Source organism: Ralstonia sp. GX3-BWBA (genome assembly GCF_003290055.1).
Lineage (GTDB): Bacteria > Pseudomonadota > Gammaproteobacteria > Burkholderiales > Burkholderiaceae > Ralstonia > Ralstonia holmesii.
The window spans coordinates 93,617-107,884 of the sequence record NZ_QMKS01000007.1 but is presented as its reverse complement, the minus strand read 5'-3'; the positions used below and the strand labels follow the sequence as shown (position 1 = coordinate 107,884).

The following is a 14,268-nucleotide window of genomic DNA, read 5'->3' as shown; positions in this document are numbered from 1 at the left end:
ACAGCGTGCAGACATGACTTGCAACGCATTCGCCGCTGAAAAGACAAAGGCCCGAACGAATCGGGCCTTTGAACAGGATTTTGGCGGAGCGGACGGGACTCGAACCCGCGACCCCCGGCGTGACAGGCCGGTATTCTAACCGACTGAACTACCGCTCCAGATTGGGTCGGACCACCCGACACAGGAGCGGCAATACGAACGATGGTGGGTGCTGAGAGGCTCGAACTCCCGACCCGCGCCTTGTAAGGGCGCTGCTCTACCAACTGAGCTAAGCACCCGTTCGTACTGCCGGCGTGAGCCGGACTGTCCGGCGCCCGTGTTGTCACCCACGAGCACCAAAGCCCGCTAGTTTAGCGCATCTTTCAGCGCTTTGCCAGGTTTGAATTTCGCAACCTTACCGCCTTCGATGGTGATGGCGGCCCCCGTGCGCGGGTTGCGTCCATTACGTGAAGATCGCTTGCCGACCAGGAACGTACCGAAGCCGACCAGCGTGACCGACCCACCGTCGCACAACGCATCTTTGATACCGTCGATCAGCGCGTCAATGGCGCGCCCCGCCGCGGCTTTTGACATGTCAGTTTGCGCCGCCACATGGTCGATGAGATCTGTCTTGTTCATCGTGCCACCTCCCCGAACACCCGCTAGTGTGGATTCATTAAAGTGGCCGCCAATCGACGTGTCAAGGCGAAGAACTGTGTGCTACACGTCGCAGCCTGCGCAAAGAAAAAGGGCCCGAACATGTCGGGCCCTTCCTCAACCTTGGCAGGCTACGGTGTCAGTGATGCACCATTTCCTGCGACTTGCCGTCGTCGCCCTTGGCGGGTGCCGGCTTGGCTTCTTCTTCCGGCAGTGGCTCCGGCTTGCGCACCAGCGCGAGTTCCAGCACCTTGTCGATCCAGCGCACCGGCTGAATCTCGATGCTGTTCTTCACGTTGTCCGGAATGTCCGCCAGGTCCTTGACGTTTTCTTCCGGAATCAGCGCCAGCTTGATGCCGCCGCGGTGTGCAGCCAGCAGCTTTTCCTTCAAGCCGCCGATCGGCAGTACCTCGCCGCGCAGGGTGATTTCGCCGGTCATCGCGACATCAGCACGCACCGGAATACCGGTCAGCACCGACACCAGCGCCGTCGTCATCGCAATACCTGCAGACGGGCCGTCCTTGGGCGTCGCACCTTCGGGCACGTGGATGTGGATGTCGCGCTTCTCGAACATCTCATCCTTGATACCCAGGCGCGCCGATCGCGAACGCACCACCGAGCGCGCAGCCTCGACCGACTCCTTCATTACGTCGCCCAACGAACCCGTGCGGGTGATATTGCCCTTGCCCGGCATCAGCGCGGCTTCGATGGTCAGCAGATCGCCGCCCACTTCGGTCCATGCCAAACCGGTCACTTGGCCGACTTGATCTTCCTTGCCGGCCAGACCAAAGTCGAAACGACGCACGCCAAGGAATTTGTCCAGATTGTCCGAATCGACCTTCACGGACGCACTGGCTTCCTTCTTCAGCAGCAATTGCTTGACGACCTTGCGGCAGATCTTCGAGACCTCACGTTCCAGCGAACGCACACCAGCTTCCCGCGTGTAGTAGCGGATGATGTCGCGCAGGGCGGCTTCGGTCACCTCGATCTCACCTTCCTTCAGACCATTGTTCTTGATCTGCTTGGGCAGCAAATAGCGGCGGGCGATGTTGACCTTTTCGTCTTCCGTGTAGCCCGACAGACGAATCACTTCCATCCGGTCCAGCAGCGGTGCCGGAATGTTCAGCGAGTTCGACGTCGCTACGAACATCACGTCCGACAAGTCGAAGTCCACCTCGATGTAGTGGTCCTGGAACGTGTGGTTCTGTTCCGGGTCCAGCACTTCGAGCAGAGCAGAAGACGGGTCGCCTCGGAAATCCGCGCCCATCTTGTCGATTTCGTCGAGCAGGAACAGCGGGTTGCGTACGCCGACCTTCGTCAGGCTCTGCAGGATCTTGCCCGGCATCGACCCGATGTACGTACGGCGGTGACCGCGAATCTCGGCCTCGTCACGCACGCCACCCAGCGCCATGCGCACGAACTTGCGGTTCGTTGCACGCGCCACCGACTGCCCGAGCGAGGTCTTGCCGACACCCGGCGGCCCCACCAGGCACAGGATCGGCGCCTTCAGCTTGTCGACCCGCTGTTGCACTGCGAGGTACTCAAGGATGCGTTCCTTGACCTTCTCCAGGCCGTAGTGGTCTTGATCCAGCACCTGCTCGGCGTTCGACAGGTCGTTATTGACCTTGCTCTTCTTGCGCCACGGCAGGCCGACCAACGTGTCGATGTAGTTGCGCACGACCGTTGCCTCGGCCGACATCGGCGACATCAGCTTGAGCTTCTTAAACTCGGACTCGGCCTTCTTCTTGGCCTCCTTGGGCATGCGGGCGGCCTTGATCTTCTTGTCCAGCTCTTCGAGATCGGCGCCTTCCTCGCCTTCGCCCAGTTCCTTCTGGATGGCCTTGACCTGCTCGTTCAGGTAGTACTCGCGCTGGCTCTTCTCCATCTGGCGCTTGACGCGGCCACGGATGCGCTTTTCCACCTGCAGGATGTCGATCTCACCTTCCAGTTGCGAGAGCAGGCTCTCCAGACGTTCGGTCACGTTGAACATCTCGAGAATCTTCTGCTTCTGCTCGAGCTTGATCGGCAGATGCGCGGCGATGGTGTCGGCCAGGCGACCCGGCTCATCGATGCCCGACAGCGACGTCAGGATCTCAGGCGGGATCTTCTTGTTCAGCTTCACGTACTGATCGAACTGCGACACGATGGCGCGACGCAGCGCCTCGGTCTCGGCCGATTCAGTGGGTTCCGGGCCGACGGGCACAGCTTCGCAGAAGAAGTGCGATTCGTCGTCGGTAACGGACAGGATGTTGGCGCGCTGCGTGCCCTCGACCAGCACCTTCACGGTGCCGTCCGGCAGCTTCAGCATCTGCAGAATGTTGGCGATACAGCCGACCTCGTAGAGATCCTTGTCGGTCGGCTCGTCCTTGGCGGCGGTCTTTTGCGCCACGAGCATGATGCTCTTGCCCGCCTCCATCGCAGCTTCCAGTGCCTTGATGGATTTGGGGCGCCCCACGAACAGCGGAATCACCATGTGCGGAAACACCACCACGTCACGCAGCGGCAACAGCGGCAGGCGAATCTGCTCAGCGGGTAAAAGTTGGGTTCCGGACATTATTTTCCCCAGAAAGTCATGTAAGGGCTAAATTGGGCACAGCGACGGTTTTACAAGACCGCTGCTGCAAGTCGCATGCCGACCCAGTTTCCCGAAGCAAAAAAGCCGCTCGCGAGCGAACGGCTTCCTGCTTGGGACGCATACTGCGCATCCCGGCCGGGCATTCGCGTCAGTTGGAACCTGCAACCTTGGGTTGCTCTTCGTAAATCAGCAAGGGCTTGCCCTCGTCGGAGATCGTACTTTCATCGATCACCACCTTCTGCACACCCTTGTGGTTGGGGAGGTCATACATCACATCCATCAAAGCGTGCTCGACGATGGAACGCAGACCGCGCGCCCCCGTCTTGCGCTTGATCGCCTTGCGGGCGATTGCCGTCAGCGCGCTCGGACGAATTTCCAGTTCCACCCCTTCCATTGCCAGCAGCTTCTGGTACTGCTTGACGATTGCATTCTTGGGCTCGACCAGGATTTCCATCAAGGCAGCCTCGTCGAGCTTGGCCAGCGTCGCCACCACGGGCAGACGGCCGATCAACTCGGGAATCAGACCGAACTTGATGAGATCTTCTGGTTCCACTTGCGGCAGCACTTCGCTGACGTCGCGCTCTTCCTTGCTCTGCACCTCCGCACCAAAACCGATACCGGTCTTGTCGGAGCGCTGCATGATGATCTTCTCCAGACCATCGAACGCCCCACCGCAGATGAACAGGATGTTGGTTGTATCAACCTGCAGGAAGTCCTGGTTCGGATGCTTGCGACCACCTTGCGGGGGCACCGACGCCATCGTTCCTTCAACCAGCTTGAGCAGCGCTTGCTGCACGCCTTCCCCAGAAACGTCCCGGGTGATGGAAGGGTTGTCAGACTTGCGCGAAATCTTGTCGATCTCGTCGATGTAGACGATGCCGCGCTGGGCCTTGTCGACCTCGTAATTGCAGTTCTGCAGCAGCTTCTGGATGATATTTTCGACATCCTCGCCTACATAACCAGCTTCGGTCAGCGTAGTGGCGTCGGCGATGACGAACGGCACGTTCAAGAGACGCGCCAGCGTCTGAGCGAGCAAGGTCTTGCCGGAGCCAGTTGGCCCGATGAGCAGGATGTTGCTCTTCGACAGCTCGACATCGTCCTTCTTGCCGAGGTGCTTCAAACGCTTGTAATGGTTGTAAACCGCGACCGCCAGGATCTTCTTGGCCTGCTCCTGACCGATCACATATTGGTCAAGGCTCTGGCGAATTTCATGTGGCGTGGGTAGATCGGACTTGACTGCCAGACCCCCTTCCTTTTCGGAGATGGCAGCTTCGTCCCGGATGATCTCGTTGCACAGGTCGATACATTCATCGCAGATGAAGACCGAGGGGCCGGCAATCAGTTTCTTGACCTCATGCTGACTCTTGCCGCAGAACGAGCAGTACAGCAGCTTTTCGCCAGTCGAGCCTTTCTTGTCCGCCATAACGATTACCAGTAGTTCTTGGCAGCATCATACGCCAAATTATCTGGCGACGATCCGCAGGTGTTGTTCAAAGCAAAAACGAGGCGCGAGGCCTCGTTTTTGACACCGCTTGACATGTTTGACGCGGTTAACCGGTGTGTCGTGGAGCGCACCGACAATACCGCCTACCGCGCACATCAGCGCATGACTTCGACACTTCAGCGCTTGGCGATGACCTGGTCGATCAGGCCGTATTCCTTGGCCTGTTCGCTGCTCATGAAGTTGTCACGATCAGTGTCGCGAGCGATCTTGTCAACTGGTTGACCGGTCGCTTCCGAAAGCACAGTGTTCAGGCGCTCGCGCAGGTACAGAATCTCGCGCGCCTGGATCTCGATGTCCGAAGCTTGGCCACGTGCACCGCCCAGAGGCTGGTGAATCATGATGCGCGAGTTCGGCAAGGCCAGGCGCTTGCCCTTCGCACCGGCCGCCAGCAGGAACGCGACCATGCTGGCTGCCATGCCCATGCAGAGCGTGGACACGTCCGGCTTGATGAACTGCATCGTGTCGTACATCGCCAGACCGGACGATACCGAACCGCCCGGCGAATTGATGTACAGCGAGATGTCCTTGTCCGGATTCTCGCTTTCCAGGAACAGCAACTGTGCCACCACGAGGTTGGCAGTCTGGTCGTTGACCTCGCCCACCATGAAAATCACTCGCTCCTTGAGCAGGCGCGAGTAGATGTCGTAGGCGCGCTCGCCGCGGCCCGACTGCTCGACCACCATCGGCACCAGACCGAGCCCCTGCGTTTCGAGCGCGGAAGCCTGGGTGCGGGCAAGTTGGTCGATCAGTTCATTGCGGATCATGCGGTTCTCCGGTGCTTATTTCGGAAACTCTATCGATCGAATCAGCCTTGCGCCGGGGTGGCGGTCAGCTCTTCGAACGACACAGCCTTCTCAGTTACCTTGGCCTTGTCGCACACAAAATTTACCACGTTGTTTTCGAGCACGTAGGCTTCCATCTCGGCCAGGCGCTGTTGGTCGCCGTAGTACCAGCGGATGACTTCCTTCGGATCTTCGTAGCTCTTGGCAAACTCTTCGATCTCGGCCTTGATCTGTTCCGGCTTGGCTTCCAGGCCGTTGGCCTTCACGACTTCGGCCAGCACCAGACCCAGCTTCACACGGCGCTCGGCTTGCTGCGTGAACATCTCGGCCGGGATCGGCATGTTCTTGGCGTTCGGCATGCCGCGCGACTCGAGGTCACGGCGGGCCATTTCAACCAGGCGCTCCTGGTCTTGTTCGACCAGCGACTTCGGCACGTCCAGCTCTGCTACCTTCAGCAGCGCTTCCATGACTTGGTCCTTGAGCAGCGCGTGCGTGCGGCGCTTGACTTCACGCTCGAGGTTTTCGCGGATGTCGGCGCGCATCTTGTCGAGGTTGCCGTCGGCGATGCCCAGCGATTGCGCGAAGGCTTCGTTGACTTCCGGCAGGTGCGCCCACTCGACTTGCTTGAGCGTGACGGTGAATTCAGCCGTCTTACCGGCGACGTCCTTGCCGTGGTAGTCCTCGGGGAACGCCAGCGGGAATTTCTTCGACTCGCCCTGCTTCAGGCCCAGCGTGGCTTGTTCGAACTCGGGCAGCATGCGGCCTTCACCTAGCACAAAGCTGAAACCTTCAGCCTTGCCGCCGGCGAATTCCACGCCATCGATCGTGCCGACGAAATCGACCGTCACGCGGTCGCCGTCCTGTGCGACGGCTGCACCGCCGTCGCCATGCTCGCCGGCTTCGCCGCGCGGGTGGTAATGCACGCGTTGCTTGCGCAGGATGTCGAGCGTCTTGTCGATCTCGGCATCGGTGATTTCGGTCTTGGTGCGGGTCAGTTCCGCGCCAGCCAGATCGCCGAGCTTAACTTCCGGATACACCTCGAAGGTGGCGTCGAACGCGACTTGGTCATCGGACACGCCTTCGGTCTTCAGCTCGAAGCGCGGTTGGCCGGCAACCTTCACGCCTTGCTCGTTGGTGATGTCGAAGAACTGACGGGCGGCCTTGTCGTAGCGCACCTCGAATTCGACTTGTTGGCCGTATTGCTTCTCGACCATCTTCATCGGGACCTTGCCCGGGCGGAAGCCGGACATCTTGACGGTCTTGGACAGACGCGCCAGACGGCTTTGCTTCTCTTGCTCCACTTCGGCCTTCGGGACAGCCAGGGTCACTTTGCGATCAAGCTTGCCGAGGTTTTCGATAGTCGACATGGTCGTAATTCCAGATTCAGAAGATGGTTGCGTCGAACGGCGCAGCGCCAGCAGCAGCCGTGGTTCAAAGTTCTTGGTCTTGCCGGGCTTGCAGGAATGCGGCGCGAGGGCCGCTTCACTGCACAATGCGCGGCACAACGGGCGCGTTCAGGCTGGCAAACGCAAAACGCATATTATGGCATGGAACGTTCACCGGCCCTGATTTTTTGGGTCGGAACGCTTGGAAAACCCTTCAAACGGGGCGTTAATCCAGTGGCCCCGCGATTTCGTTTTCCGCGGGTGCGGCGGCCTGCTCCTGCGTGCGTCGATGCTGCAATGCCCGCAGGGTAAAGCGGCCAGGATCAAGCGCTGCGGCCAGATCGGATTCAAGCGGCAACGGACCACCGTCGATCTGGGCCGCAAGCAGTTCCGCGCCCAGCACCGACCATGTGAGCCCGCGCGAGCCATACGCAAGCGCCGCATACAGCCCGGCGAGGCGAGGCAGTTGCGCGTGCGGGCCGCGCAAACGAAAGCCGGGCGCCATGGCCGCCGCCTCATCCACCAGTGGGCCAATCAACGGCAACCGATTCGCGGAAACGCACCGCACACCGACATAACCATGCAGCGCTGCAGGATCCAGCTGCGCCAGCGCGCCCGATTGCTGCGGCTGCAACTGGGCCAGTCGCCCGAGATTGGCCGCGTGATCGGCGATGCGCTCGGCCAGATCGGATTCGCCCGGTTGGAACGACGAGCCCGTGCGCACCGTTTTCGCACACGATTCGGCGGGCAGCAGGTAACCATCGCCGCAGACGACGGTTTTCGGCCACGCGGCACCCGCCTCCAAACTGCTCACGGGCACATCGGTGAGTTGACCGCGCACTGGCTTGAGCGACGCAGATGTCAGCGGAGCCAGGCGTGCGGCACCAAAGCTGTTGGCGAGGACGACGACCGGCGCGCTCGCAATCACCTTGCCTTGGGAATCCAGCGCATGCCATTGATCGCCGACTTGGCGCAGCGATTCGACGTGCGCATTCCAACGCGCATCAACTGCGGTGCCAGCAGCGGCGAGATTGGCGCGACAAACATCAGGCGGCGCGACCCACCCGGCTTGCGCAAACCACCAGCCGCCCTGCGGCACGCTGGCACCGACGCGCCGGGCGGCTTCGTCCACGTTGAGCCAATCGATGTAATCGGTCGGATAGCCGAGCGCTTGCACGATGCGTTGCTGCTCGACAGCGTCGTCGGCGTGTTCGGCGAGTTGCAGTACGCCGGTGGGTTGGAAACCTGTGGCAAAGCCGGCGCGATCGAGTGCGTCCCAATGGCGGCGTGCGAGCAGGTTGCCGGCGCGCGATAAGCGCGAGAGCACGCTGTCGTCGATGGACACATGCGGGTGCATGGCTGCTGCGCGGTGCGCCGACGTGCCGCGCCCGGGGCCGTCGTTTGCGTCGATAAGCGTGATGCGCCAGCCGCGCGATGCGAGCCGCTCGGCAACAGAGCAGCCCGCAAGCCCGGCGCCAAGCACGATGGCGTGACGCTGGCTCCAGGCGGGCGCTTCAGCCGGCCCGCGCCGTGTGCGCCAATGGGTTGGGAACTGCGCGACGGTCATGTCGCGCTTGGAGCCGAAACCGGGCGCCTTGTGCACCTCGAAGCCGGCCTCCTGCAAGCCGCGTCGCACGAATCCTGCAGCGGTGTACGTGGCCAATGTGGCGCCCGCGCGAGCGACTCGCGCAAGCTGCTTGAACACGCGCGGCTGCCACAGATCAGGGTTCTTGGCAGGAGAGAACCCGTCGAGATAGAACGCGTCGGCGGCGCACGACAGTTGTGGCAGCGTCTCCATCGCATCCCCAAACAGTAGCGTGAGGGTGACGCGGCCGCCGTCGAACACCAGGCGATGCACACCGGGTACCGGCACTGGCCACGACTGACGGAGCATCTCGGCCAGTGGGGCCAGCGCGCCGCGTTTCGGATGCACGATCGACAAGCCAGCACGATCGAACGGATGCTTCTCAATCGAGACGAAATCGAGCCGAGCACAACGCTGCGGATCGTCGCGCCATGCAGCCCACGTGGCCAGGAAATTGAGGCCCTGGCCGAAGCCGGTTTCGACGATGGTGAAGGTGCGCTTGCCCTGCCACGCGGCCGGCAAGCGGTTGCCGCCCAGGAAAACGTGATGCGCCTGCGCCAGACCGCCCTCAGCGCTGTGATAGACGTCGTCGTATTGCGTGGAGAACGGCGTGCCGTCCGACGTGAGCTGAGGCGTGGCGAGAACGAGGCCGCGTGGCATGGAACACCCTGGGAGGAAGCGGCGAATTGTAACGCCGCCCACCCCTTGCGCCTTGATCTGAAGCAGTCCGTCTGCCGTCTTCAGGCCAGAGCCTGGGTCCTCCAGACTCACCATCTGCACGATCATCGGATGCTTGGCTGTTGCGGCCAGATAAGCGTGCGGCTCCGCCCCTCCATCCAGTCTCTACGGCGCTGCCAGCCCACGCATGAGGGTGTCAGGCAGCACCTCCGCCGCGCCCTATAGACGGGAATCCGGAAGGGAGCGCAAGGCATCGGCGTTAAGCAGCGAGATGGCTTCAGGCCACATCGTCCCGGGACCGGCGCCGCCACGCCATCAGCGCAACCGCTAGCGCGCCCACAGACAGGCCGATTGCCAGCCCAGTCAACTGCCCGGCGCGACGGGCCTCATCGGCTTGGTGGCGCGCCTCAATCGCCTGGCGCACGGTTTCCCAGAAGGCCTCGCGATGCTCGTTCTCGTCAAAGATGGACATGGCACGCTTCCCCGTTTCGTATGGCTTGCCTTGCCATCGTAGGGAACGTGCGGCAGGTGTGCCACCGCACGTTTCGTGTAGGACGCGGTGCCGGCCGCTACTCAGACGGCAGGCACCGGCTTGCGTGCAGGGCCGTTGAGCGGCCGCGAGACATTGGCGTCACCCTGCCCCAGGTCCCTTGCATCTGCGCGCTCGGCGGTGGACAACTCGTCTGCGCGGTAGCCTGTGCGGTTGAGCAGCACCAGCGTGCACGCCAGCGACACCAGCGCATACAGCGCCGACGACACCGCCACGCCCACGATATTGCCGCTCCTGTTGAGCATCCACTGCGCAAATACGGGCGTGCCGCCGCCCACCACAAGCGAACACAGTTGATACGCCAGCGACAAGCCCGTATAGCGAATGCGCGTCGGGAACACGCGCGCCAGAATGCCGCCGATGGCGCCATAGAACATCGAATGCGGAATCGTTGCCAGGCACATGCCGAGCAGCGCAATCCAGACCACCTTGGTTTCGATGGCAAAGAACATCACCGGCATGAGCAGGAATTCAGGCAGCACCATCAGGCAGATCGCTCGACGCATGTCCATGCGCGAGACCAGCCATGCACCGAGTGGCTGCGTAATGAACTGCACGACCAGCGCAATCGCGATGATGCCGAGGAAGGTGTCCTGCGCGTAGCCGAGTTCCTTGGTAGCCCACGCGAGCGCGAAATTGCTCTTCAGGTACGTCACGTGAATGAGCGGCAGCGTGCCCGCACCCAGCAGCACGAGGCCCCAGTGGTCACGCACCACGTCTTTGAGCGGCAGTTTGACGGTCTTCTTCTGTGCCAGCACGCGTTTCATGTCATCCGACTCTTCCAGCTTCAGGCGGATGACCATGCCGACAATCACCAGCAGCGCCGACAGCAGGAACGGCACGCGCCAGCCCCACAGCAAGAACTGCGGTGTCGGCAATGCGCTCAGGGCAAAGAACACCAGCGTCGCCAGCAGGTTGCCCGTTGGGGAACCCTGCTGTGCAAACGCCGAATACAGAATGCTCTTGCGCTTGGGCGCGCTCTCGCTGGCGATCAGCACCGCCCCGCCCCACTCGCCGCCCACCGCCACACCCTGGATCACGCGCAGCACCACCAAGCCCACTGGCGCCCACATGCCGATCTGCGCATAGCCCGGGAGCAGGCCGATTCCCATCGTCGCCACGCCCATCAGGATGAGCGTGATGATGAGTGTGGTCTTGCGGCCGATCTTGTCGCCAAGGTGGCCGAAGATGATCCCGCCGATGGGTCGCGCCGCAAAGCCTGCCCACAGCGTGACGAACGACAGCAGTGTGGCGATGCCCGGGTCCAGCGTCTTGGAGAAGAACACCTTGCCGAAGACAAGCGCGGCAGCAAGGCCGTAGATGTAGAAGTCGTACCACTCGATGGTGGTGCCGATAAACGCGGCTACCGCAGCCCGGCGCGGTTGCAGGTTTGCGGCCGCGTCGGTCTGGGGCGCAGGCTGGTGAGGCATGTTTGTCTCCTTGGTAGTACTGCTGGTTTGGCGCAGCCTCTGCTGGGCTGTCTGCCTTGTTGTGGTGATCCTGCTTTATTTCATTTCAGAACGCCGGCCTGGAACAAGCGCTGACGGGTGTTTGCGTCAATGCCGAGCGACGCGAGCACGGCATCGGTATCGGCACCAAGTGCGGGCGGAGCGTTGCGATACGTGGCCGGCGTGCGCGACAGCTTGATCGGCGAGCCGGTCCCACGGTACTCACCCAGCTCGACCACCATCTGCCGGTGCAGCGTATGCGGATGGCGCGCCACTACATCGACACTCAACACGGGCCCGCACGGAACGCCGCCATGGATCAGGTCTTGCGCAAGCGTCTCGCAGTCGAAGCGCGCCAGGTGTGCTTCCAGCGCGTGCTTCAGCGCCGCGCGATGCGCGCAGCGGCTGCGGTTGTCGGCAAAGCGCGCGTCTTGCGCCAATTCCGTCGCACCGATATGCGCGCACAGCTTGGCGAACTGGCGATCGTTGCCCACCGCCAGAAAAATCGGCGCGGTGCCGGTCTGGTAGCTGTCGTACGGCGCGATGTTCGGGTGCGCATTGCCGCTGCGCTGTGGCACCTTGCCCGAGCCAAAGTAGTTGGGGAGATGCGGATGCAGCAGCGACACGCCGCAGTCATACAGTGCAATATCGATCGATTGCCCGCGCCCGCTCTTCTCGCGCTCGGCCAGCGCGAGCAAGATGCCGGCGAGCGCGTTGAGCCCGGTCACCATGTCGACGATCGGCAGGCCGACGCGCATCGGGCCACCGTCGCGTTCGCCGTTGACGCTCATCAGGCCGGCCATGGCCTGGATGGCGGCGTCGTAGCCGGGGAGCCCACCGAGCGGGCCGTCAGGGCCGAAGCCGGAAACGGCGCAGTGGATCAAGCGCGGAAAGCGCGGTTGCAGGTCGCGCTCAAAGTCCATGCCCCAGCGGGCGAGCGTGCCAGGCTTGAAGTTCTCGACCAGCACATCGGCGTCTTCCAGCAATTGCCAGAGCACGGCGCGGCCCTCTTCGTTCGACAGGTCGACCGAGATACCGAGCTTGTTGCGGTTGACGCCGTTGAAGTACCAGGCGGTATCGCTCTCGTCGAAGGGCGGCCCCCAGGTGCGCGTCTCGTCTCCAACAGGCGGTTCCAGCTTGATAACCTGCGCGCCGTGATCGGCAAGCGCCTGCGTGCAATACGGCCCACCGAGCACCCGGCTCAGGTCGATGACCTTCAGGCCGTGCAACGCGCCGTTGATTGCGCTCATTGCGGGCCTCCGGTCGGCAAGGCCTGCATGGCCAGCGCAAATGAGACCTCGCGCTGCTTGACGAGCGCATCAAACAGCAATGCGTCATCGTTCTCGGGCAAGGCCAGCGGATCGACCGGCAACAGCTTGTGACGTAGCACCAGATGCGCAAGCGCCAGGCGGCGATGGTCCGGCGCCAGACGCACGCCCTCCACCGCCATGAAGATGGCCGTGGTGATGTGATACAGCGCGGACCCTGCCTGACGCACCAGTTCGTCGCTGCCGTCTTCAGCCACTTTGGCGATTGCGCGGCATACGCGGTCGAGCGTGGCGCGCAACAACGCATCGCTCTGCGCCGGCAGCGTGACGCCATCGAGCATGCCGATGAGATATGCACGCAGTGGTTCCAACGCGCCTTCGCGCTTCACAGCGCGTGCAATGTCAAGCGCGACGATGTTGCTGGTCCCCTCCCAGATGGAGCCCAGATGGGCGTCACGCACGAGGCGCGCATCGCTCCACTCTTCGATGTAGCCGGTGCCACCGCGCACTTCCATCGCGTCTCCGGTCACGCGGCGGGCATCGCGGCAAGCGCGGAACTTGATGAGCGGCGTCAGGATGCGCACGCATTTGGCGGCTTGCACGTCGCCCGCATCCGCCAGCGGCAGCAGTTGCGCGATCTGCATGAACATCGACCGCGCCTGCTCAGTCGGCAGCAGCATCTTCAGAAGCTGGCGCTGCATCAACGGCATGTCGATCAGCTTGCGGCCAAAGGCTTCGCGGTTGCGCGCAATGTGCAACGCTTCGGTGGTGGCGCGGCGCATCAGGCCGGCAGCACGCACGCCGTTCGACAGGCGCGACATGTTGATCATGTCGGCCATCTGATGGAAACCGCGGCCGATCTCGCCGATCAGGTATGCGGTGGCGCCTTCAAGCACGATCTCGCCGCTGGCCATCGAGCGCGTGCCCAGCTTGTCTTTCAGACGGACGATGCGGTAATGGTTGCGCGAGCCGTCGCGCAGCGTCTTGGGCAACAGGAACAGCGCCAAGCCGTTGATGCCGGATGGCGCACCGTCGGGTCTGGCGAGCACCATGGCGAGATCGGCATCGGCGTTCGAGCAGAACCATTTGTCGCCGTACAGGCGCCACGTTTGCGTGCCGTCGGGCGCGGTTTCCAAGGCGGCGCGCGTGGCAATGCGGGCGACGTCCGAACCGGCAGCCTGCTCGGTCATGAACATCGCGCCCTGGTACAGCACATCAAAGTCGCGCGAAGCCAGCATCGGCAGATAGCGCGCCACCAACGCCGCATCGCCGAACTTGCGCAGCGTGCGTGTGAGCGAATCCGTCATGCTGACCGGGCAGCAAAGGCCGAACTCGGCCTGTACGAACAGATAGGTGAGCGCGTATTTGACCAGCGGCGGCGGTGCGTCGCCGACATGGCTCATCGATGCGAGACCAAGCTCGGCATAGGCCACGCGTTCCAGCGCAATGTAATCGGGGTGCTTGTCGATGCTCTGCAAGGGCTCGCCGCGGCGGGTGCGGTGGCGAAGCTGCGGCGGGTTGTGATCCGCGCTGATGGCCCAGGCGTCAAGTTCGTCCGAGGCGCGCTGGCCGAGCGACTTGAGCTGGGGCTCCAGCTCGCGGTATCGGGCGTCGCCCAGATACAACCGCAAGAGGCGACCGAGGTCAGGATCGACGTGAAAGAAATTGATGCCCCGGCTGTCGGGGATGTTTTGGTGGCCGCTGGGATGGGTCATAAGCGGCTCGCGGGCGATATCGTTCATGCGGGTGGCCTCGCTGTCTCCTGTTTTGTCCGGCCAGCATAGAAACGCCATCGATAATCGTCCAATACAGGTTTTATCCGGTACGATAAATATTCCTTATCGTTTAACAAGACGG

Annotated in this window: 10 protein-coding genes and 2 tRNA genes; all 12 read right to left on the bottom strand. The window is 62.4% G+C overall.

Annotated elements, in window-relative coordinates:
- Window positions 1-81: 81 nt before the first annotated feature.
- Window positions 82-158, bottom strand: a tRNA-Asp gene (locus DOD19_RS06730).
- 44 nt (window positions 159-202) lie between these two features.
- Window positions 203-278 (bottom strand) — tRNA-Val (locus tag DOD19_RS06725).
- A 67-nt stretch (window positions 279-345) separates the two neighbouring features.
- Window positions 346-618 carry an HU family DNA-binding protein gene (locus DOD19_RS06720; RefSeq protein ID WP_009238061.1) on the bottom strand — a complete coding sequence of 91 codons (273 nt, stop codon included), beginning with the start codon at window positions 616-618 and terminating at the stop codon, window positions 346-348.
- A 157-nt stretch (window positions 619-775) separates the two neighbouring features.
- A complete protein-coding gene (gene lon / locus DOD19_RS06715) occupies window positions 776-3,190 on the bottom strand; it encodes an endopeptidase La (protein ID WP_024975599.1) in 2,415 nt (804 codons plus the stop codon).
- 169 nt (window positions 3,191-3,359) lie between these two features.
- Complete coding sequence (clpX, locus tag DOD19_RS06710; protein WP_009238059.1) at window positions 3,360-4,634, bottom strand: ATP-dependent Clp protease ATP-binding subunit ClpX; 1,275 nt, start codon at window positions 4,632-4,634, stop codon at window positions 3,360-3,362.
- Between the two features lie 197 nt (window positions 4,635-4,831).
- The gene (gene clpP / locus DOD19_RS06705; protein ID WP_112184748.1) at window positions 4,832-5,479 is read right to left on the bottom strand and encodes an ATP-dependent Clp endopeptidase proteolytic subunit ClpP; all 648 of its coding nucleotides are present in this window, start codon (window positions 5,477-5,479) and stop codon (window positions 4,832-4,834) included.
- 41 nt (window positions 5,480-5,520) lie between these two features.
- Window positions 5,521-6,864, bottom strand: a complete 1,344-nt coding sequence (gene tig, locus DOD19_RS06700; RefSeq protein ID WP_112184787.1) for a trigger factor — start codon at window positions 6,862-6,864, stop codon at window positions 5,521-5,523.
- A 244-nt stretch (window positions 6,865-7,108) separates the two neighbouring features.
- Window positions 7,109-9,127 (bottom strand): bifunctional tRNA (5-methylaminomethyl-2-thiouridine)(34)-methyltransferase MnmD/FAD-dependent 5-carboxymethylaminomethyl-2-thiouridine(34) oxidoreductase MnmC, encoded by a 2,019-nt coding sequence (gene mnmC, locus DOD19_RS06695; RefSeq protein ID WP_112184785.1) that lies wholly within the window; start codon window positions 9,125-9,127, stop codon window positions 7,109-7,111.
- Window positions 9,128-9,422: 295 nt separating this feature from the next.
- Window positions 9,423-9,617, bottom strand: coding sequence for a hypothetical protein (locus DOD19_RS06690; RefSeq protein ID WP_024975595.1), 195 nt, complete (start codon window positions 9,615-9,617; stop codon window positions 9,423-9,425).
- A gap of 101 nt (window positions 9,618-9,718) precedes the next feature.
- On the bottom strand, window positions 9,719-11,125 hold the full coding sequence (locus tag DOD19_RS06685) for an MFS transporter (protein ID WP_024975594.1): 1,407 nt from the start codon (window positions 11,123-11,125) through the stop codon (window positions 9,719-9,721).
- 80 nt (window positions 11,126-11,205) lie between these two features.
- Window positions 11,206-12,393, bottom strand: a complete 1,188-nt coding sequence (locus DOD19_RS06680) for a CaiB/BaiF CoA-transferase family protein (RefSeq protein WP_112184746.1) — start codon at window positions 12,391-12,393, stop codon at window positions 11,206-11,208.
- Window positions 12,390-14,153, bottom strand: coding sequence for an acyl-CoA dehydrogenase family protein (locus tag DOD19_RS06675; protein ID WP_112184744.1), 1,764 nt, complete (start codon window positions 14,151-14,153; stop codon window positions 12,390-12,392). Before DOD19_RS06675 ends, DOD19_RS06680 begins: the two co-directional genes overlap by 4 nt.
- Between the last annotated feature and the right edge of the window lie 115 nt (window positions 14,154-14,268).

Coding starts and splice junctions, on each gene's coding strand:
- DOD19_RS06685 (WP_024975594.1), bottom strand. CDS start 11,125: ATGCCTCACCAGCCTGCGCCCCAGACCGACGCGGCCGCAAACCTGCAA.
- DOD19_RS06675 (WP_112184744.1), bottom strand. CDS start 14,153: ATGAACGATATCGCCCGCGAGCCGCTTATGACCCATCCCAGCGGCCAC.
- DOD19_RS06690 (WP_024975595.1), bottom strand. CDS start 9,617: ATGTCCATCTTTGACGAGAACGAGCATCGCGAGGCCTTCTGGGAAACC.
- mnmC (WP_112184785.1), bottom strand. CDS start 9,127: ATGCCACGCGGCCTCGTTCTCGCCACGCCTCAGCTCACGTCGGACGGC.
- tig (WP_112184787.1), bottom strand. CDS start 6,864: ATGTCGACTATCGAAAACCTCGGCAAGCTTGATCGCAAAGTGACCCTG.
- DOD19_RS06720 (WP_009238061.1), bottom strand. CDS start 618: ATGAACAAGACAGATCTCATCGACCATGTGGCGGCGCAAACTGACATG.
- clpP (WP_112184748.1), bottom strand. CDS start 5,479: ATGATCCGCAATGAACTGATCGACCAACTTGCCCGCACCCAGGCTTCC.
- DOD19_RS06680 (WP_112184746.1), bottom strand. CDS start 12,393: ATGAGCGCAATCAACGGCGCGTTGCACGGCCTGAAGGTCATCGACCTG.
- lon (WP_024975599.1), bottom strand. CDS start 3,190: ATGTCCGGAACCCAACTTTTACCCGCTGAGCAGATTCGCCTGCCGCTG.
- clpX (WP_009238059.1), bottom strand. CDS start 4,634: ATGGCGGACAAGAAAGGCTCGACTGGCGAAAAGCTGCTGTACTGCTCG.